This is a genomic window from Streptomyces sp. NPDC088794 (genome assembly GCF_044750545.1).
Taxonomy (GTDB): Bacteria; Actinomycetota; Actinomycetes; order Streptomycetales; family Streptomycetaceae; genus Streptomyces.
Map to the genome: position 1 here is coordinate 25,387 of NZ_JBIVKB010000010.1, position 17,408 is coordinate 42,794.

Annotated in this window: 20 protein-coding genes; 16 read left to right on the forward strand and 4 right to left on the reverse strand. The window is 70.1% G+C overall.

What is annotated here, in order from left to right; translation table 11 throughout:
• Positions 1 to 2 precede the first annotated feature (2 nt).
• From ACIP6U_RS26305 to ACIP6U_RS26330, 6 genes are all read left to right on the forward strand, one after another.
• The gene (locus ACIP6U_RS26305; protein ID WP_401722424.1) at positions 3 to 1,235 is read left to right on the forward strand and encodes an Ig-like domain-containing protein; all 1,233 of its coding nucleotides are present in this window, start codon (positions 3 to 5) and stop codon (positions 1,233 to 1,235) included.
• 179 nt (positions 1,236 to 1,414) lie between these two features.
• A complete protein-coding gene (locus ACIP6U_RS26310) occupies positions 1,415 to 2,662 on the forward strand; it encodes an Ig-like domain-containing protein (protein ID WP_401722427.1) in 1,248 nt (415 codons plus the stop codon).
• A 92-nt stretch (positions 2,663 to 2,754) separates the two neighbouring features.
• On the forward strand, positions 2,755 to 3,522 hold the full coding sequence (locus tag ACIP6U_RS26315; RefSeq protein ID WP_401722428.1) for an enoyl-CoA hydratase/isomerase family protein: 768 nt from the start codon (positions 2,755 to 2,757) through the stop codon (positions 3,520 to 3,522).
• A gap of 262 nt (positions 3,523 to 3,784) precedes the next feature.
• Positions 3,785 to 4,288 carry an ATP-binding protein gene (locus ACIP6U_RS26320; protein WP_401722431.1) on the forward strand — a complete coding sequence of 168 codons (504 nt, stop codon included), beginning with the start codon at positions 3,785 to 3,787 and terminating at the stop codon, positions 4,286 to 4,288.
• A 222-nt stretch (positions 4,289 to 4,510) separates the two neighbouring features.
• Positions 4,511 to 5,263 carry a polysaccharide deacetylase family protein gene (locus ACIP6U_RS26325; RefSeq protein WP_401722434.1) on the forward strand — a complete coding sequence of 251 codons (753 nt, stop codon included), beginning with the start codon at positions 4,511 to 4,513 and terminating at the stop codon, positions 5,261 to 5,263.
• Entirely contained in the window at positions 5,263 to 6,492 is a 1,230-nt protein-coding gene (locus ACIP6U_RS26330; RefSeq protein ID WP_401722437.1) for a hypothetical protein, read from the forward strand. The genes ACIP6U_RS26325 and ACIP6U_RS26330 overlap by 1 nt, the downstream gene beginning before the upstream one ends.
• 7 nt (positions 6,493 to 6,499) lie before the next feature.
• On the opposite strand, the gene ACIP6U_RS26335 is transcribed toward ACIP6U_RS26330, so the two are convergent.
• On the reverse strand, positions 6,500 to 7,141 hold the full coding sequence (locus tag ACIP6U_RS26335) for a GNAT family N-acetyltransferase (protein WP_401722440.1): 642 nt from the start codon (positions 7,139 to 7,141) through the stop codon (positions 6,500 to 6,502).
• Positions 7,142 to 7,190: 49 nt separating this feature from the next.
• Between ACIP6U_RS26335 and ACIP6U_RS26340 the strand changes: the two genes are divergently transcribed.
• From ACIP6U_RS26340 to ACIP6U_RS26355, 4 genes are all read left to right on the forward strand, one after another.
• Positions 7,191 to 8,108: a MerR family transcriptional regulator gene (locus tag ACIP6U_RS26340; RefSeq protein ID WP_401722442.1), complete on the forward strand. Its 918-nt coding sequence runs from the start codon at positions 7,191 to 7,193 to the stop codon at positions 8,106 to 8,108.
• A gap of 48 nt (positions 8,109 to 8,156) precedes the next feature.
• Positions 8,157 to 8,369 carry an EF-hand domain-containing protein gene (locus ACIP6U_RS26345; RefSeq protein ID WP_123997625.1) on the forward strand — a complete coding sequence of 71 codons (213 nt, stop codon included), beginning with the start codon at positions 8,157 to 8,159 and terminating at the stop codon, positions 8,367 to 8,369.
• Positions 8,370 to 8,417: 48 nt separating this feature from the next.
• Positions 8,418 to 9,206: an NADPH-dependent F420 reductase gene (locus ACIP6U_RS26350; protein WP_401722445.1), complete on the forward strand. Its 789-nt coding sequence runs from the start codon at positions 8,418 to 8,420 to the stop codon at positions 9,204 to 9,206.
• Between the two features lie 440 nt (positions 9,207 to 9,646).
• The gene (locus ACIP6U_RS26355) at positions 9,647 to 10,093 is read left to right on the forward strand and encodes an endonuclease domain-containing protein (protein WP_401722448.1); all 447 of its coding nucleotides are present in this window, start codon (positions 9,647 to 9,649) and stop codon (positions 10,091 to 10,093) included.
• Between the two features lie 3 nt (positions 10,094 to 10,096).
• Here ACIP6U_RS26355 and ACIP6U_RS26360 read toward each other — a convergent pair whose 3' ends face one another.
• Positions 10,097 to 10,654 (reverse strand): glycoside hydrolase family 25 protein, encoded by a 558-nt coding sequence (locus ACIP6U_RS26360; RefSeq protein WP_401722450.1) that lies wholly within the window; start codon positions 10,652 to 10,654, stop codon positions 10,097 to 10,099.
• A 198-nt stretch (positions 10,655 to 10,852) separates the two neighbouring features.
• Between ACIP6U_RS26360 and ACIP6U_RS26365 the strand changes: the two genes are divergently transcribed.
• The 4 genes from ACIP6U_RS26365 to ACIP6U_RS26380 all read left to right on the forward strand — a co-directional run bounded on the left by ACIP6U_RS26365 (position 10,853) and on the right by ACIP6U_RS26380 (position 13,936).
• Positions 10,853 to 12,115, forward strand: coding sequence for a cation:proton antiporter (locus ACIP6U_RS26365; protein ID WP_401722453.1), 1,263 nt, complete (start codon positions 10,853 to 10,855; stop codon positions 12,113 to 12,115).
• Between the two features lie 120 nt (positions 12,116 to 12,235).
• Positions 12,236 to 13,108, forward strand: coding sequence for a hypothetical protein (locus ACIP6U_RS26370; RefSeq protein ID WP_401722456.1), 873 nt, complete (start codon positions 12,236 to 12,238; stop codon positions 13,106 to 13,108).
• Positions 13,109 to 13,238: 130 nt separating this feature from the next.
• Positions 13,239 to 13,583: an ANTAR domain-containing protein gene (locus ACIP6U_RS26375; protein ID WP_401722459.1), complete on the forward strand. Its 345-nt coding sequence runs from the start codon at positions 13,239 to 13,241 to the stop codon at positions 13,581 to 13,583.
• A complete protein-coding gene (locus tag ACIP6U_RS26380) occupies positions 13,580 to 13,936 on the forward strand; it encodes a PRC-barrel domain-containing protein (protein ID WP_401722461.1) in 357 nt (118 codons plus the stop codon). Before ACIP6U_RS26375 ends, ACIP6U_RS26380 begins: the two co-directional genes overlap by 4 nt.
• Before the next feature lie 68 nt (positions 13,937 to 14,004).
• Here ACIP6U_RS26380 and ACIP6U_RS26385 read toward each other — a convergent pair whose 3' ends face one another.
• Entirely contained in the window at positions 14,005 to 14,364 is a 360-nt protein-coding gene (locus ACIP6U_RS26385; RefSeq protein ID WP_401722464.1) for an STAS domain-containing protein, read from the reverse strand.
• A gap of 375 nt (positions 14,365 to 14,739) precedes the next feature.
• On the opposite strand from ACIP6U_RS26385, the gene ACIP6U_RS26390 reads away from it, so the two are divergent.
• On the forward strand, positions 14,740 to 15,381 hold the full coding sequence (locus tag ACIP6U_RS26390; protein WP_401722467.1) for a hypothetical protein: 642 nt from the start codon (positions 14,740 to 14,742) through the stop codon (positions 15,379 to 15,381).
• A 4-nt stretch (positions 15,382 to 15,385) separates the two neighbouring features.
• Here the strand turns inward: ACIP6U_RS26390 and ACIP6U_RS26395 are convergent, their stop codons facing one another.
• Positions 15,386 to 16,288: a LysR family transcriptional regulator gene (locus ACIP6U_RS26395; RefSeq protein ID WP_401722469.1), complete on the reverse strand. Its 903-nt coding sequence runs from the start codon at positions 16,286 to 16,288 to the stop codon at positions 15,386 to 15,388.
• Between the two features lie 180 nt (positions 16,289 to 16,468).
• On the opposite strand from ACIP6U_RS26395, the gene ACIP6U_RS26400 reads away from it, so the two are divergent.
• Complete coding sequence (locus ACIP6U_RS26400) at positions 16,469 to 17,407, forward strand: family 2A encapsulin nanocompartment shell protein (protein ID WP_401722472.1); 939 nt, start codon at positions 16,469 to 16,471, stop codon at positions 17,405 to 17,407.
• Position 17,408: the final 1 nt, after the last annotated feature.

Sequence of the window (17,408 nt, forward strand, 5' to 3'; positions counted from 1 at the left end):
CCGTGAGGCATGCACACGGGCGCGCACGGCGCGCGGGGGCCGCGCTGGCCGCCCTACTGACCTGGGCCGGACTGCTGGCCGGAGCCGCCGGCTGCTCCGCGGACCCCGACGGCGGCATCGACATCGGCGGGGCCTTCGGCAAGGCACCCGCCCCCGAGGACGTCATCCGCGTCTCCCCGGACGACGCGAGCAAGGGCGTGACCCCCGAGGAGACCCTTCGCGTACGGGTGCCCAGCGGGCGCCTGGAGTCGGTGCGGGTCGTCAAGGCGCAGGACGCGCAGGAGTCGGAGGTCGCCGGGCACATCTCCGACGACGGCCTGCGCTGGGAACCCGACGAGCCGAGGCTCGCGCTGGCCGCCAAGTACACGGTCGACGCGGTCGCCCTGGACGGCTACGGCCGCCGCTCGGCCCGGCACACCACCTTCACCACGTACGTCCCCGACGAGCGCTTCATCGGGTACGTCACCCCCGAGAACCGCTCCGTCGTCGGCACCGGCATGATCGTCTCCCTGGAGTTCAACCGGGAGATCGACGACCGTGCCGCCGTCGAGCGCGCCGTCCACGTCACCTCCCGTCCGGCCACCGAGATCCGCCCGCACTGGTTCGGCAAGGACCGCCTCGACTTCCGCCCCGAGAAGTACTGGAAGCCCGGCACCCGGGTCACCGTCTCCCTGCGGCTGCGCGACGTCGAGGGCGCGAGCGGGGTCTACGGGCTCCAGTACAGGACGTTCTCCTTCACCGTCGGCCGCAGCCAGGTCTCGCTGGTCGACGCGGCCCGGCACACCATGCAGGTGCGGCGGGACGGCGAGCTGCTGGCCACCGTGCCCGTCACGGCCGGGGCGCCGAAGACCACCACCTACAACGGCAAGATGGTGGTGACCGAGATGCTCGACGTGACCCGCATGAACAGCCGCACGGTCGGCTTCGGCGGCGAGTACGACATCCCCGACGTCCCGCACGCCATGCGCCTGACCGACTCCGGCACCTTCCTGCACGGCAACTACTGGGCACCGAGCGCTCCTGGACGCGTCAACGTCAGCCACGGGTGCGTGGGGCTCAGGGACGTGAAGGGCGGCGGCTCCGACACCCCCGCGGGCTGGTTCTTCGACCGCAGCCTGATCGGGGACGTCGTCGAGGTCGTCCACAGCGATGACAAAAAGGTCGCTCCCGACAACGGGCTCGGAGGGTGGAACATGGGTTGGAAGGAGTGGAAAGCGGGCAGTGCGCTCAAGTGACCCGGTGAGGGGCCAGGACGGGGGGAGCGCGTCGGGGAAGCGGGCGAAGGGCGATGTTGCTACTGAACGGTGACCTTCGGCTCACAACTTCCCCAAAACCTTGCAGTTAATATGCGCCAATGTGCGCGTCGGACGCGCCGGGGTGCGGGCCTGACCAGGCCCGGCGAGGGGAGAACGAGTTGAACGTGCGGCCGATATCGGGGGCGTCGGTTGACGCACGCGGACGTGGGAGCAGAAAACTGCCGGCGCTGGTTCTTGGAGTGCTGCTGGTGACTCTCACCGCGTGTGGCGGAGGAGGATCGGACTCCGGTTCGGGGTCGGGGGACAGCAAGGGCAAGGACGCGGCGAGCACCGCGGAGACCAAGCAGTCGGAGGCGGTCGTCGCGATCGCCCCGAAGGACGGCGCGAAGTCCGTCGACACCAGTGGCGCTCTCAAAATCAGCGCCAGCAAGGGCACGTTGACGCAGGTCGAGGTCAAGGACGCCAAGGGCACCGCGATATCCGGCAAGATCGCTGCCGGCGGGGCGAGTTGGACGCCCTCCACGCACCTGGCCGCGGCCACCAGGTACACGGTGCACGCGGTCGCCAAGGACGCCAAGGGCCGGGTCGCCGCCGAGGACTCCAGCTTCACGACGCTGACCCCGGCGAACACCTTCATCGGCAACTTCACGCCTGAGGACGGCTCCACCGTCGGCGTCGGGATGCCGTTCTCGGTCCGCTTCACCCGGGGCATCACCAACCCGGAGGACGTGAAGAAGGCGATCACCATCACGACCTCGCCGGCCGTCGACGTCGAGGGCCACTGGTTCGGCAACGACCGCCTCGACTTCCGTCCCGAGAAGTACTGGAAGTCCGGCACCAAGGTCACCGTCAAGCTCGACCTCGACGGCGTCGAGGGCCGGTCGGGCGTCTACGGCAAGCAGTCCAAGACGGTCAAGTTCACCATCGGCCGCAACCAGGTCTCCGTCGTGGACGCCAAGAAGCACACGATGAAGGTCACGCAGGACGGCAAGACCATCAAGACCATCCCGGTCACCACCGGCAAGCCCGGCTACGACACCTGGAACGGCCAGATGGTCATGAGCCAGAAGCTCGAAGTGACCCGGATGAACGGCGAGACGGTCGGCTACGGCGGCGAGTACGACATCAAGGACGTCCCGCACGCCACCCGGCTGACCGACTCCGGCACCTTCATCCACGGCAACTACTGGGGCGGCGGCGCCTTCGGCAACTACAACGCCAGCCACGGCTGCATCGGCCTCCAGGACGTCAAGGGCGGCTGGAGCAAGACCGTGTCGGCCGCGTGGTTCTTCAACCACTCGATCCTCGGTGACGTCGTGGTCGTGAAGAACTCCAACGACGCGACCGTGGCGCCCGACAACGGGCTCAACGGCTGGAACATGTCGTGGGCGAAGTGGAAGTCGTGACACCTCGTAGATCACCGGCATAGATCCACGGGCCCGGCGCTGTGACCGACAGCACCGGGCCCGTTGCCGTCCGACCCCCTTAACCTGCGTACATGACCGTGAATCTCGAAGTCGCCGAGGGCGTCGGCACGATCCGTCTCGACCGCCCGCCGATGAACGCGCTGGACGTCGCCACGCAGGACCGCCTCAAGGAGCTGGCGGAGGAGGCGACCCGGCGCGAGGACGTACGGGCCGTGGTGATCTACGGCGGGGAGAAGGTGTTCGCGGCCGGGGCGGACATCAAGGAGATGCAGAACATGGACCACACCGGGATGATCCTGCGGGCGCGTGCGCTCCAGGACTCGTTCACGGCGGTGGCCCGGATCCCCAAGCCGGTGGTCGCGGCGGTGACGGGGTACGCGCTGGGCGGCGGCTGCGAGCTCGCGCTCTGCGCGGACTTCCGGATCTGCGCCGACAACGCCAAGCTCGGCCAGCCCGAGATCCTGCTCGGCCTGATCCCGGGCGCGGGCGGCACCCAGCGGCTGGCCCGGCTGATCGGCCCGTCCAAGGCGAAGGACCTCATCTTCACGGGCCGGATGGTCAAGGCGGACGAGGCGTTGACGCTGGGTCTGGTGGACCGGGTGGTACCGGCCGACGAGGTGTACACCGCCGCGCACACGTGGGCGGCGAAGCTGGCGCAGGGCCCCGCGCTCGCGCTGCGTGCCGCGAAGGAGTCGATCGACACCGGCCTGGAGACGGACATCGAGACCGGGCTCGCGGTCGAACGGAACTGGTTCGCGGGCCTGTTCGCCACGGAGGACCGGGAGCGGGGGATGCGGAGCTTCGTGGAGGAGGGTCCCGGCAAGGCGAAGTTCCTCTGAACCCCTTGCAATTGACGCGGTGTCTGATTCGGGTCCCTCGATGGGGCGGTTTATGGGAGCCTTAATGCAACCTTAAATCTGTCGTGTCGAGGGAGTCCGTCGATTGCCTCCAGCAGAGCCGTCACCGCAGATCAGACGGGCCGTCGAGACACCCGAACTGCCTGTGACATATGCCGAACGCCCTAATCGGAGCGGTGGATTCCGGGGGGCGTATTCCAGCGGAACGGCCCCGGAGGACGGGCCCGGCGGCCATGATGGGGTCATGGCGGGGCTGGAGGGCATGGAACAGCCGCGGGGAAACGGCCGTGCGACCGCGGCGCGTTGGTCGCCCGCGGTCGAGGACGAACGGGCGCTGAAGGCGCTGGAGTTGTTCGGAAACCCGACCGAGGCCGAGGTCCCCCTGCCGTCCCGTCCCGAGTCCGCCGCGACGGCGCGCCGCCTGGCCCAGGTGGTCGTCCTGCGTCAATGGGGGCTCACCCCGAAGCTGACGGAGGACGCGGTCCTCCTGGTCTCCGAACTCGTCGGCAACGCCGTCCGCCACACCGGCGCCCGGGTCTTCGGCCTCCGCATGCGCCGCCGCCGAGGCTGGATCCGCGTCGAGATCCGCGACCCCTCACGAGGCCTCCCCTGCCTGATGCCGGTCCAGGAAACGGACATCAGCGGCCGCGGCCTGTTCCTGGTCGACAAACTCTCCGACCGCTGGGGCGTCGACCTGCTGCCGAGGGGCAAGACGACATGGTTCGAGATGAGAGTGGCGGACCGCTGACGGTTCAGTTTCTTTGTCTTTCAGCCCGTCCGGCGTTTGAGGACAAGGCCCCTTCAGGGCCGATCGGGGTCCGGGGCGGAGCCCCGGCGGGGTCGAAGGGGCAGCGCCCCTGGGGATGGGACGGGTAGGGGCGGCGGGGGCGAGAAACAGGTTCGCGACCCGCGCAAGCCACCGATCGGACGAATCACCCCTTTTCACGCCTGGCCCACCTTAAATGGACCGGTGACCCCGACCAACCGCCGGACGGCGCTTCGCCTCCTCGCCGCAGGCGCGTTCACCACAGGCTGCGCAGCAACCGGCGCCGTCGCCCACCCCGCCCCCACCTCCACGCACGCCAAGCCCGCCCCCGCTCCCACCCCCCGCCACTACCCCGGCCTCCCCGCCCAGCTCACCCACGGCCCCCGCACCCACCCCCGCGTCGCCCTCACCTTCCACGGCCAGGGCGACCCCGCCATCGCCCGCAGCCTGCTCACCGAGGCCGAACGGCACGGCGCCCACGTCACCGTGCTGGCCGTCGGCACCTGGCTGGACGCCCACCCCGACCTGGCCCGCCGCATCCTCGACGGCGGTCACGACCTCGGCAACCACACCCAGCGCCACCTCGACATCAACGCCATGTCGGAGGCCGACGCCCTCGCCGAGATCACCGCCTGCGCGGACCGCCTCAAGCGCCTCACGGGATCGATCGGCACCTGGTTCCGCCCCTCCCGCGCACCCCGCGCCTCGCCCCAGGTCACCCGCCTCGCCGCCCGCGCCGGCTACCCGCACGTCCTGTCCTACGACGTCGACTCGCTCGACTACACGCGGCCCGGCGCAGCCGCCGTCACCCGCCAGGTCCTCGGCGAGGTCCGCGCCGGCTCCGTGGTGAGCCTGCACTTCGGCTACCCGGACACGGTCGCCGCCCTCCCCGCCGTACTGGAAGAACTCGACCGCCGCGGCCTGACCGCGGTGACCACGACGGAGCTGTTCAGCTGATGCACCGCACCGCGATCACCCGCACCCCGATCACCCGCACCCCGATCACCCCGACCCACCTCACCCGCGCCCTTCTCGTGGGCGCCGCGCTCGTCGGCCTCGCCGCCTGCGGCACCGGCACCCGCAGTCAAGAGAACGAGGCTCTCGGCACCAAGGCCGCGCGCCCGCCCGCCAAGGCGGCGAAGCAGGCCGCCGTCCAGGGACTGCCCGGCATGCCACCGGTCCTCGACCCGAAGGACGTCTACGCGGCCGACCGCCCAGGCAGACTCTCCCCGGTGGTCAAGGACTTCCCGTCTCGCGTCTACGTCCCCAACACCAACTCCGACACCGTCTCCGTCATCGACCCCAAGACGTACAAGGTCATCGAGACCATCCCGGTCGGCGCCCAGCCCCAACACGTCGTGCCCTCCTGGGACTTGAAGACGCTGTGGGTCAACAACGACCGGGGCAACACCCTCACCCCCATCGACCCGAGGACCGGAAAAGCCGGCAAGGCGGTCGACGTGCACGACCCGTACAACCTCTACTTCACGCCCAACGGCAAGTACGCCGTCGTCATGGCCTCCCTCGACCGCGAACTCGTCTTCCGCGACGCGCACACCATGAAGCGCATGAAGACCGTCCCGGTCAGCTGCTACGGCGTCAACCACGCCGACTTCTCCCTGGACGGCCGCTACTTCATCGTCTCCTGCGAGTTCAGCGGCGAACTTCTCAAGGTCGACACCGAGAAGATGAAGGTCGTCGGGCAGCAGAAACTGCCGTTCGACGGCGCGATGCCGCAGGACGTCAAGATCTCCCCGGACGGCGGGAAGTTCTACATCGCCGACATGATGGCCGACGGCATGTGGGTCCTGGACGGCGACACGTTCGGCAAGCCGTCCTTCCTGCACACCGGCAAGGGCTGCCACGGCCTCTACGTCAGCCGGGACTCGCGCGAGATGTACGTCTCCAACCGCGGCGAGGGCACCATCTCCATCTTCGACTTCACCGAGAACAAGCTCACCAAGAAGTGGCACCTGCCCGACGGCGGCAGCCCCGACATGGGCGGCGTCTCCGCCGACGGCAAGGTCCTGTGGCTGTCGGGCCGCTACAACTCCGAGGTGTACGCCGTCGACACCCGCACCGGCCACCAACTGGCCCGCGTCAAGGTCGGCAGCGGCCCGCACGGCCTCGCCGTCTACCCGCAGCCGGGCCGCTACTCGCTCGGCCACACCGGCATCTTCCGCTGAGGCGCGGTCAGTCGGTCCGGGCGGGCAGCAACAGCGCCTCCGCGCCCACCGGCAGATAACCGGCCGCCAGGAACGCCCGCATGCTGCGGGCGTTCCCCGGTGCGACCTGCGCCCACAACGGTTCCGCGACGAGATGGCGGGCGGCGGTCACCAACCGCCGCCCCAGCCCCCGGTGTCGTACCGAAGCGTCCACCTCGACCGAGACCTCGAGGCGGCCGGCGATCCCGCGCCCCATGACCAGGACCCCGCCCTCCGCCGTCCACGCGCGCACGTCGTCGCGCCGGCCGCGGGCGTACACGATGCGCGGATGGTCGCCGTCGGTGATCTCCATCAGCGGGAGCGGCGGTTCGCCGGGCAGCGGGGAGCCGACGAGCATCGCGTCGATGGTCTCGGCCGTCCGGCCCGTCCGCTCCAGGAGCGCGGTCAGGAAGCGCGGGTTCATCGGTGCCGCGAGCGCGTCGCACGCCACGGCGGCCAGGGTGTCGCGGACCCATCGCGGGTCCTCGTCCGTGAAGACCACCGCGTGCGCGGTGAAGGCGAGCACGCCCGCGTCCCGGTCGGACGCCTGGGACACCACCGTCGTACCGCCGTCCGCCGGCGGGAAGACACCACGGGCCGCCGAGTCGAGAATGTCCCGCAAGGTCTCCATCGCCGCGCTCCTTGAGTCTCCACCCACTGGAAGGCCCAGACTCCCAGACATGATCGACGACGGCACCGGACTTCTCACCATCGGAGAACTGGCCAGAGCCACCGGACTCACCGTGCGCACCATCCGCTACTGGTCGGACGAGGGCGTGCTCACCCCGGTGACCCGCTCCGCCGGCGGCTACCGGCTCTACGACGCCGAGTGCGCCGCCCGACTCGAACTGATCCGCACGCTGCGCGAGTTGGGCCTCGGTCTGGACGACGTGCGCAAGGTGCTGGCCGGTGAGACGACGGTCGCGGAGGTGGCCGCCGCTCATGTGGTGGCGCTGGACGCGCAGATCCGTTCCCTGAGGGTGACCAGGGCGGTGCTGTCGACCGTGGCGCGACGCGGTTCGACCGCGGAGGAGATGACGCTCATGCACAAGCTGGCACGGCTCTCGGCGGCCGAACGCAGGCGGATCATGGAGGAGTTCGTGGACGAGTTGTTCCACGGGCTCGACACGGTGGACCCGTGCATCAAGGAGCGGATGCGGTCCATCGCGGTGGACCTGCCGGACGAGCCGACCCCCGAGCAGGTGGACGCCTGGGTGGAACTGGCCGAGATGGTCCAGGACCCGGAGTTCCGGGCGTACATGCGCAAGGCGGTCGAGTTCAACGCGTCGGACCAGGAGCGCGCCGCCGTCCGCGGGCGGTCCACGTGGTTCCCCATGCGGCTGGTGCAGCTGGGCGCGGAGGCCAGGCAGCGGGGCATCGCCCCCGAGTCGCCGGAGGCCGAGGCGATCCTGCGGGAGGTGCTGGGGGACGGCGGCGACCCGGCCGTCGTACTGGAACGGATGGAGTCGGCGGCCAACCACCGGCTCGCCCGGTACCGGGAGTTGCTGTCCACGGTGAAGGGCGCCGGGCCCGCGGCGGCGCACCGGGAGGAGTTCGCGTGGGTGGTCGCCGCACTGCGGGCTCGCGCGGCCGGTTAATCTGGCCTGCGTCAACAAGCAGTAGCGCGTTACGAAGGGGCGGATCCGGTGGCGGACATCGAGGAAGCACGCAAGCATTTCCAGCGGATCGACACGGACGGTGACGGGTTCATCACCGCCGCCGAGTTCAAGACCGCCCTCGCTCAGGGAGGTGACTGGAACGTCACCGAGTCGGTCGCCGAGGTGATCATCAAGAGCCGTGACCTGAACGGCGACAAGGTCCTGTCCTTCGACGAGTTCTGGGCGCACCTGAACAAGTGACCCGGGCGCGCGAGCTGAGCGCGTGACCTGAACGAGGGGGCCGGTCCGGTGGCGGACCGGCCCCCTCGTCATGGGCCGCCGTCACCCGTTCGCCGCAGCCGGCGGAATAGCCCCGGGAGCCACGGGGTTGATGCCACCCAGACGTATGCATGTGCATCAACTGCGGAAGGGCATGTCATGAAGATCGGCATCATCGGCGCGGGCAACATCGGCGGCAACCTCACCCGGCGGCTGGCCGCTCTGGGTCACGACGTCTCGGTGGCCAACTCCCGTGGCCCGCAGACCCTCACGGCGCTGGCCGAGGAGACCGGCGCGACCCCGGTCCCGGTCGAGGAGGCCGCCCGCGGCGCCGAGATCGTCGTCGTGACGATCCCGCTGAAGGGCGTACCGAAGCTGCCGGCCGGGGTGCTGGACGGGGCGGCCGACGGGCATGTCGTCCTCGACACCGGCAACTACTACCCCGGCCGCGACGGCCGGATCGCCGAGATCGAGGACGACGGCCTGACCGAGAGCCGCTGGACGGAACGCCAGGTCGGCGGCCCGGTCGTGAAGGCCTTCAACGGCACCTACGCCGCCGACATCCTGGACCGGCACCGCCCGGCCGGCGACCCCGACCGTCTCGCGCTCCCGGTCGCGGGCGACGACGAGGCGGCCAAGGCGAAGGTCCGGGCACTGATCGACGAACTCGGCTTCGACACCGTCGACGCGGGCGGCCTCGACGACTCCTGGCACCAGCAGCCGGGCACCCCGGTCTACGGCCTGCGCGGAGACATCGAGGCGGTCACCAAGGCACTGGCCGAGGCCTCGCCCGAGCGTACGGGCGACTTCAAGGGCTGAGGGGCCCGCGGCGTCGGCCGGGTCGCCGGGCGGCACGGATCCATCCCCATCCGGAACCTTTCGCCTCTGTGTGTGCTTGCGTGACGCATGTTCGACTCCCTCGTTGATCGGGTGATGTGCCGTACCGATCAACGCGGTTGGGGGATGGAGTGAGGACGTGCCGGGCGTGCGGGGACGGGTGGGTTTGTGGTCGGACTTCCGACGAGCATCGGCTCACGAGAGGCCTTTGTCCGGCCCATTACGCACAACACCGGAAGGGTGGAGGTCTGGTTCCTGTCGGTGCCGCTCGCGTGGTGCGGGAGAAGGCCATGTGTGCCTTCGGCGGATGTGCGCGAGCGGTGAGTGCCAGGGGGCTGTGCACAGGCCACTACCGGCAGCGCAGAACCGGGAAGCCACTCTCCCCGCTGGGGACGAAGAGAGCCAACGGTGCTGTCCGTGACATGGTCGAGCGCGGAATCGTCGAGTGTCTCGGATGCGGCGAGCACAAGCCCATATCGGAGTTCTCGACGCTCAGCTCAGCAGGTTCGCCGCGGCCGTACTGCAAGCCGTGCAACAGCGAGCGTGTTCGTCTCGGCACCTACCGGGTGACGAAAGAGTTCGTGGACCTGCTCCTGGAGTTTCAAGGTGGGAGGTGTGTCATTTGTGGAACTCCCGACGCGGGGGCGAAAGCCATGCACATCGACCATGATCACGTATGTTGTCCCGGCCGTCGGAGCTGTGGTGATTGCGTGAGGGCTCTGCTCTGCTCCACGTGCAATTGGCGCGGCCTCGCCTGGTATGAGGCTCTTCCGGCCACCCTTCGCACGTTCGACGTCCTGAACGACTACATGGCAAATCCGCCCGCGCGTCGGCTCCGTACTCAACCAGTCGCTACGCGTGAGAGGTAGCCGTCACGCGCTCGTGGCCCACTTCTTGAGCGCGGTTTTGTCGGCGAAGTCGGCCACGTCCTTGTCGATCGGGTCGCTGGTGTACTGGTGGAAGCGCCACTTGGCCTTGATGCGGGGCTTGGCGGCGGTGACATAGTCGGCGATCCAGAGGCCGTCGCCGGCGTACGAGGTCGTGTCGACGTTCAGCCAGAAGTCGCGGTTCGCGTAGAGGATCACGCGATTGTTCGGCCGAAGTGCCTTCACCTTGCGGATGAAGCTGTCCTTCTCCGCGTTGGTCGCGTGTGTGCCGTCGCCGGTCCTCTCCCAGTCGACGGCGAGGATGTCGCCCGCCTTCTCGGGGGCGTGCTTGACGAAGTACTCGGCCTGGGCGGTGAGGTTGCCGGGCCATAGGAAGTGGTAGAAGCCGGTGACCAGACCCGCCTCACGGGCGTGCGCGGTCTGGGCGGAGAGCCTCGGGTTGACGTAACTGCGGCCCTCCGTCGCCTTGATGAAGACGAAGGAGAGGCCGTCCGTGTCGTAGGTGGCGGACTGGTACGCGCTGACATCTATGCCGCGGAGCATGTGGGGGCTCCCTGAAGTGTGAATGGGGGGACGGAAGTTGATGATGCCCCACAGACCCGGTCGCCGCTATGCAGATCCGTTATATCGACAGCTTCGTACGGTGCGGGCTGGTGCCCGGGCCGGAGCGCCCGGTCGAATGGGTGGGCGGCTGAACGCCCGTCGGCGTCGTGGCCCCCGGCCTAAGGAGTTCGCTCCGCCATGACCTCCTCCCAAGCGACCGCCCTGCTGACCGGTCTGGCCGTCGTCATCATCGCGGCAGGGCTGCTGGGGCAGTTGGCCCGCAGATTCGGCCAGCCCCCGGTGATCGGCGAGATCCTGGCCGGCATCCTCCTCGGCCCGACCCTGTTCGGCGGCGCCCTGACCGACGCGCTGCTGCCCGCCGACATCAGGCCGTTCCTGACCGCGCTGGCCGACGTCGGCGTCGCCGTCTTCATGTTCCTGGTCGGCCTCGAGTTCGACCGCACCCTGGTCCGCGGCACCGGCCGGATCGCCGCCTCGGTCTCGCTGGCCTCGCTCCTGCTGCCGTGCGGCCTGGGCATGGCACTCGGCGCGTATCTGCTGGACAGCCATCCCACCGACAACCACACGGGGTTCGTCCTCTTCATGGGCGTCGCCATGTCGATCACCGCGTTCCCGGTCCTGGCGCGGATCCTCACCGACCGGGACCTGCACCGCACCCCGCTCGGCGCACTCGCCCTGTGCTGCGCGGCCGTCGCCGACGTCCTGGCCTGGTCGCTGCTCGCCGTGGTGGTGGCCGTCGTCGCACCGGGCGGCCACCCCGAGCGGGCGCTGCTCTTCCTGCCGTACCTGCTGCTCATGCTCCATCCCGTACGACGGCTGCTCGGGCGGCTGTTGACCCGGCCGGCGGCGACCGCGCCGCCGGCCGCGGTGCTGCTCGCCACGGTGTTCGCCGGGCTGCTGCTGTCCGGGGCGGCCACCGAGTGGATGGGGCTGCACTTCATCTTCGGCGCGTTCCTCTTCGGGGCCGTCGTCCCGCGCGCGGGCTCGGAGCGGCTGCGCGCCGATCTGCGCGAGCGGGTCGGCCTGGTCAACAACGTGCTGCTGCTCCCGGTCTTCTTCCTGGTCGCCGGTCTCCAGGTCGACCTGTCCGGGCTCGGCTGGTCCGACCTCGGCCAACTGGCGCTGATCCTGCTGGTGGCGACGGGCGGCAAGCTCGTCGGCGCGTACGCGGGCGCCTTCGCCGTCGGCCTCGACCGCCGTATCTCCTCGGCCCTCGCCGTCCTGATGAACACCCGCGGCCTCACCGAGCTGATCATCCTCAGTGTCGGCCGCCAACTCGGCATCCTGGACGAGCGGTTGTACTCGCTGATGGTGGTGATGGCCCTGCTGACCACCGCGATGACGGGACCGCTCCTGGAGGCCGTCTACCCGCGCCGGCTCGCCCTGCGCGCGACCGCGGACGACATGATCCGAAGGCGCACCGAGCGCCCGTATGTGTAGACAGAGTGTCAACTGTGGCCGAGATGGCACGGGTTGTGACTCTGCTCGCAGGTTAAACACCACCGAAGGGGCAGTCGTCCCCTTGGCTGCATTGCTGTCAAGGGACGTTGAGGGACATCGGTGGGGAATCGCAAGGAAGAAGAGAAAGAGGAAACAGAGGAGAGGGAGGGCGAGGGGCACGAGCCGAAGCGCAAGGTGCTCGACCTGACCGCCGTGCAGGTGGCGGCGAGTGCGCTCGCGACCGTGGTGGGGGCGTTCCTGGCCTCCCTGTTGGGGGTGACCGGGACGATCATCGGCGCCGCCGTGGTCAGTACCAGCGCCACCACCGGTGCGGCGGTCTTCCAGCACGCCTTCCGGCGGACGGGGGAGGAGATCCGCAACCGGGTGCCGCTGGTGGGGGTGCCGAGAACGCCGACCGAGGAGCGGGCGCAGGTGCGCGCGGACGCCCGGGCGGCGTTCGCGTCGCCGCCGGGCGCCCCGGCCGCCGGCGCGGAACCGTCCTTCGCGGCCCCCGAGGGCGAGACGGTCACCACGTATCGGGGCGGCTCCCGGCGCGGCGCCTTCACCTGGAAGAACTTCGGCTGGAAGAAGTACGCCCTGGCCACGGGCCTGGTGTTCGCGCTGGCGATGGTCACCGTGACCGCGGTGGAGCTGATCGCGGGCAAGCCGGTGTCGGCCGTGGTCAAGGGTGAGCCGGGCAAGGGCACGTCGGTGGGCGGCGGCTCGGCCGGCGACTCCCACCCCACGCCCGGACCGAGCCTCACCCCGGGCACCTCCGGCGGTACGACGCCGCAGCCCGGCCGCTCGGCGGTGCCGGACGCGAGCGCGACGCCGGAGACCGGGTCCGACTCCGACTCCGGGTCCGACTCCAGTTCCGGTTCGGGGGCCGGCGAGGGCTCCAGTCCCGAGTCCAGCCCCACCCCCGAGACCTCGGCGTCGTCCGTACCGTCCGGCGACGGTGCGCTGAGCAGTTCCGACGTGACCGCCCCGTGAGGCGGCGGACCGAGACCGATCCGGGGCGGTGGTTCCGATCTCAGGGGGTACCGGGAAAGACAGGGGCGCCGCGACCGAGAGGGTCGCGAACCGCGCGGCCGACGGCCGGACGACGCGAGAGGTGGATGACGTGCAGCGCACAGCCATGCTTCCCAAGAGCTGGTGGGGATCGCGGGCCGAGCCCTCGGCGGCGGACGACCGGGCGGGCCAGGACGTCGACATGGCCTGCGGCATGGTGATGGCCCTGGCCCCGTGCGGCCGCGTACCGGCCAGGAACCTGCTCGCGGACGTCGCACGGCAGTGCAACACCGACTTGCAGGACGTGGCCGCGGCCCTGGTCGCCGCCTGGGAGGGCGAGCCGCTCCCGCGCCTGATGCGGCGGGGCCTGCGACGCGCGCTGCGGCGGCTCTACGCGGAGGATCGAGGGTGCGAGCGGGTACCCGCCCAGGAACCGTCCGGAAGGGGAACACCATGATTCACGCAGCCGATGTCAGAGAGTGGCGCGACCGGGATGTCGTGGACGAGGAGTCGCACAAGATCGGCGTGCTGGAGGCCGTGTACGTGAGCACCAGGACCGACGAACCGGCCATGGCGACGGTACGGATCGGCCTGCCCACCCGGCACCGGCTGATCTTCGTCCCGCTGGCCGACGCGACCGTCGGGCCCGACTACGTCCGGGTCGGCTACGCCCGAGCGCTGGTGAAGCAGGCCCCGTCGATCGGCACCGACGACGTGCTGCCGGCCGAGGCGGAGGAAGCGATCTTCAAGCACTACGGCCTGTCCTACCAGCCCGGCGCGGCGGGCGAACGCCAACTGGCGCGCCGCTGAACGGAGTCGGCCGCGCGGGACTCCTGGTCCCACCCCGCGGGCGTCGTGCGCGAGCGACTCCCGCCGGGTCACCGCACGTCGCCCGCGAGGACGGATGCCGGTGGGCCGAACTCCTCGCCGAGGAGCAGGAATCCGGAGCCGGTGAGGCAGAGGATCAGGCCCAGCGTGGGGGGCGGGTGGTGCAGTCGCAGGGTCCCGCCCGCCGCGGTGACCTCTTGCGCGGCGTACAGGAAGACGTTGAGGCCGCTGCAGTCGCAGAACGAGGTGGCGGTGAGGTCGACGTCGATGGTGCGGACACCCTCGCGCAGACATTGCGCGAGTGCCGTGCGCACCAGTGGGGCCGATGTCAGGTCGATCTCACCGGCCAGGGTGATCAGGGCCCGCTGCCTACGGTCATGGCGGTGGACGGTGAGCTGCGGGAAGGGCATGACGCCTCGGTTCGGAGGACCATCCGGGAGCGGACGTGGAGGCGGAACGAGGGCCGGGCCGACAGCCTGTGGCACAGGTCGGCGGACCCGTCCGATTTCCCTCCGGGGATGCGCCAGGGCACGGACGGAACATCCGTTCCCGGACCATCTGTGTCGATGTGCGACGAACTGCCAGGGTCTGGGACTTCCGCACTTCACCTTAGTCCTCAACCGGTCCCGCGGACCGGGTCGGTCCGCCTGAACCGTCACCCCTGCTCGCCCCGACCGGGGCTGGTCTACCGTCCCTGGACAGCGCATGATCCGCCTGTCGGCGGCGTACGGGCCAAGAATTTCGTCACGGCCGGCAGCGAGATCCTGGTCGAGGGGGACCTCGATGTGACCCAGACCCTCGCCGGCGTCTACAACCACGGCCGCACCGTCATCAAGGGGGACACCCGTGCCGAGGTCGTGCTGACCGACTATCACCTGACCGAGTTCCACGGCGGCCTCCGCGCCGAACTCGCCATCGCCGGCGACTTCCTCAGGATCGCGGACCCGGCGAAGGTCCAGGTCAACGGCTGGGCAGGAGGCGTACGCGACCTCCAGGGCACGATCCTGCCGGGACTCGGCACGCGCTCGACCCGGGCCCTGCGCGCCCTCGACCCCGACTTCCGGGAGCTGGACACCAGAGTGATCCTGAAGGCGGCCGAGGCCGGCCGGTCCCTGCTGCACATCCCCGGTCGAGCCGACGCCGGGACACCCGCCGCGACACCCGCCGGCGCGATCCGCGATCTGCTGCGCCTGGCCCGCCACCGCGAGCACGACCGCTGGGACGACGGCTTCGTCGTCGACGCGGGCCAGGACGGCGAACCGTCCGAGGTGTACTTCTGCGAGGCCGACGAGCCGGACGAGCCCGGTGCGCCGGAAGCCCTCGACCCCGCCACGGAGCCGGGCCGCTGGACGCAGACCCTGACCGCGGCCGGGTATCACGTGAGCGTCGACCCCCACGACGAGGACGTCCTGCGCGTCCACCGCTGAGCCGTCAGGTCGGCCATTCCGGTTCGGAGAGCGTCGCGTCGAGGGCGTCGAGGAGGACCTGCGCGGGTTGCGACGCCGGCGGTTTGCCGTGCACCGCGGCGACCACGTGTCTGCGCATGCCGGCGATCCGGTCGAGTCTGACCCCGGGGTGCCGGTTGGCGAGCAGGGTCAGGCCGGGCAGCAGGCTCACGCCGAGACCGGCCGCGACGAGCGCCTGTACGGCGACGTAGTCATCGGTCTCGAACTCGACGACCGGCGTGAACCCGGCCCGTCCGCAGGACGCGACGAGATGCTCGCGGCAGCGCTCGCACCCGGCGATCCAGCGGGTCTCCGTATAGGTGGCCAGCTCCGCGCGGGGCCCGTCCCAGGAGCGGTCGGCCGGCGTGACCATGTACAACGGCTCTTCGAGCAGCGGTGTCATGGTCGTGTCGCGGCGGTCGCGCGCGGGCGGGTCGCCGTGTTCGAAGATCAGCGCCACGTCGACGTCGTTGTTGCGCAGGGCGCTGAGCGCGTCCGGCGGTTCGGCCTCGCGCAGGATGAGCTCGATACCGGGATACTCGGCGGAGATACGGGCCGCCGCGAGCGGCACCAGCGTGGCCAGCGCCGAGGGGAAGGCGGCCAGCCGGACCCGGCCGGTGCGCAGTCCGGCCAGCTCGTCCAGTTCGGCGTGCACCGACTCGACCTGCGCGAGGATCGACTCGGCGCGGTCCACGAGGAGCCGGCCCGCGTCGGTGAGCCGGATACCGCGCCCCATCCGCTGCAACAGGGGCACGCCGACCTCGGCCTCGAGCTTGGCGAGCTGGTGGCTGACCGACGGCTGGGCGTAGTGCAGCGACTCCGCAGCCGCCGTGATCGACCCCTCACGGGCGACGGCGACCAGCACACGCAGCCGACTCAGGTCGATCATGCGCGAATGATAGCCCGCGTCGATGAAAGCCTCGAAAACACGCATTGGACCGCTACCGGGGCCACTGCGAGGGTGAATCGATAGTTGGTGCGAGTGAGTTCGACCGCGCACGTCCTGTCGGCGTTCTCACCCCCATTCGTGCCCGGCCCTCGGGCGCGGAACACGGAAAGGAGACGCTCCATGGCCAAGGCTGTGAGCTCGCCGTCGCGATCGATGTCGGTGGGCGACCGCGCGGCGCGGACCCTGGCGAACGCCACCAAGACCGTTCCGCAGATGTCCTCCATCACGCCTCGCTGGCTGGTGCACCTGATGTCCTGGGTCCCGGTCGAGGCCGGCATCTACCGGGTGAACAAGGTCGTTCACCCCGAGTCGGTGCGGATCGAGTGCGACAACTACGACGAGTCCCCGCTGCCCGACACCTTCGTCGACTACTCGCCGGAGCCCCGGGAGTACCGGCTCAAGGCCGTCCAGACGGTCCTCGACCTGCACACCCGGATCGCCGACCTGTACTCCAGCCCGCACAACCAGACCGCGCAGCAGCTGCGGCTGACCATCGAGGCGGTGAAGGAGCACCAGGAGGGCGAGCTGATCAACAGCCCGGACTACGGGATGCTGGCCAGCGTCGCCGATGGGCAGCGGATCTCCACGATGGCCGGGCCGCCGACGCCGGACGACCTGGACGCCCTCATCACCAAGGTGTGGAAGCAGCCGGCCTTCTTCCTCACCCACCCGGAGGGCATCGCCGCGTTCGGCAGGGAGTGCACCCGGCGCGGTGTGCCGCCGGCCACGGTGAGCATGTTCGGCTCGCAGTTCCTGACCTGGCGCGGACTGCCGATCATCCCCTCCGACAAGGTCCCGCTGGAGAACGGAAAGACCAAGTTCCTGCTGCTGCGCACCGGTGAGTCGCGCCAGGGCGTGGTGGGACTGTTCCAGCCCGGGCTCTCGGGAGAGCAGGGGATGGGTCTCTCGGTCCGCTTCATGCAGATCGACCGCAGCGCCATCGCCTCCTATCTGATCTCCCTGTACTGCTCGCTCGCGGTGCTCACCGAGGACGCGCTCGCGGTGCTCGACGACGTCGAGGTGGACAAGTTCCATGACTACGCGCCGAGTTACCGGTAGC

Bases quoted from the DNA above. Each gene is read 5' to 3' on its own strand.
- ACIP6U_RS26315 (WP_401722428.1), top strand. From the start codon at position 2,755: ATGACCGTGAATCTCGAAGTCGCCGAGGGCGTCGGCACGATCCGTCTC.
- ACIP6U_RS26320 (WP_401722431.1), top strand. From the start codon at position 3,785: ATGGCGGGGCTGGAGGGCATGGAACAGCCGCGGGGAAACGGCCGTGCG.
- ACIP6U_RS26330 (WP_401722437.1), top strand. From the start codon at position 5,263: ATGCACCGCACCGCGATCACCCGCACCCCGATCACCCGCACCCCGATC.
- ACIP6U_RS26335 (WP_401722440.1), bottom strand. From the start codon at position 7,141: ATGGAGACCTTGCGGGACATTCTCGACTCGGCGGCCCGTGGTGTCTTC.
- ACIP6U_RS26340 (WP_401722442.1), top strand. From the start codon at position 7,191: ATGATCGACGACGGCACCGGACTTCTCACCATCGGAGAACTGGCCAGA.
- ACIP6U_RS26355 (WP_401722448.1), top strand. From the start codon at position 9,647: ATGGTCGAGCGCGGAATCGTCGAGTGTCTCGGATGCGGCGAGCACAAG.
- ACIP6U_RS26360 (WP_401722450.1), bottom strand. From the start codon at position 10,654: ATGCTCCGCGGCATAGATGTCAGCGCGTACCAGTCCGCCACCTACGAC.
- ACIP6U_RS26365 (WP_401722453.1), top strand. From the start codon at position 10,853: ATGACCTCCTCCCAAGCGACCGCCCTGCTGACCGGTCTGGCCGTCGTC.
- ACIP6U_RS26380 (WP_401722461.1), top strand. From the start codon at position 13,580: ATGATTCACGCAGCCGATGTCAGAGAGTGGCGCGACCGGGATGTCGTG.
- ACIP6U_RS26385 (WP_401722464.1), bottom strand. From the start codon at position 14,364: ATGCCCTTCCCGCAGCTCACCGTCCACCGCCATGACCGTAGGCAGCGG.
- ACIP6U_RS26395 (WP_401722469.1), bottom strand. From the start codon at position 16,288: ATGATCGACCTGAGTCGGCTGCGTGTGCTGGTCGCCGTCGCCCGTGAG.
- ACIP6U_RS26400 (WP_401722472.1), top strand. From the start codon at position 16,469: ATGGCCAAGGCTGTGAGCTCGCCGTCGCGATCGATGTCGGTGGGCGAC.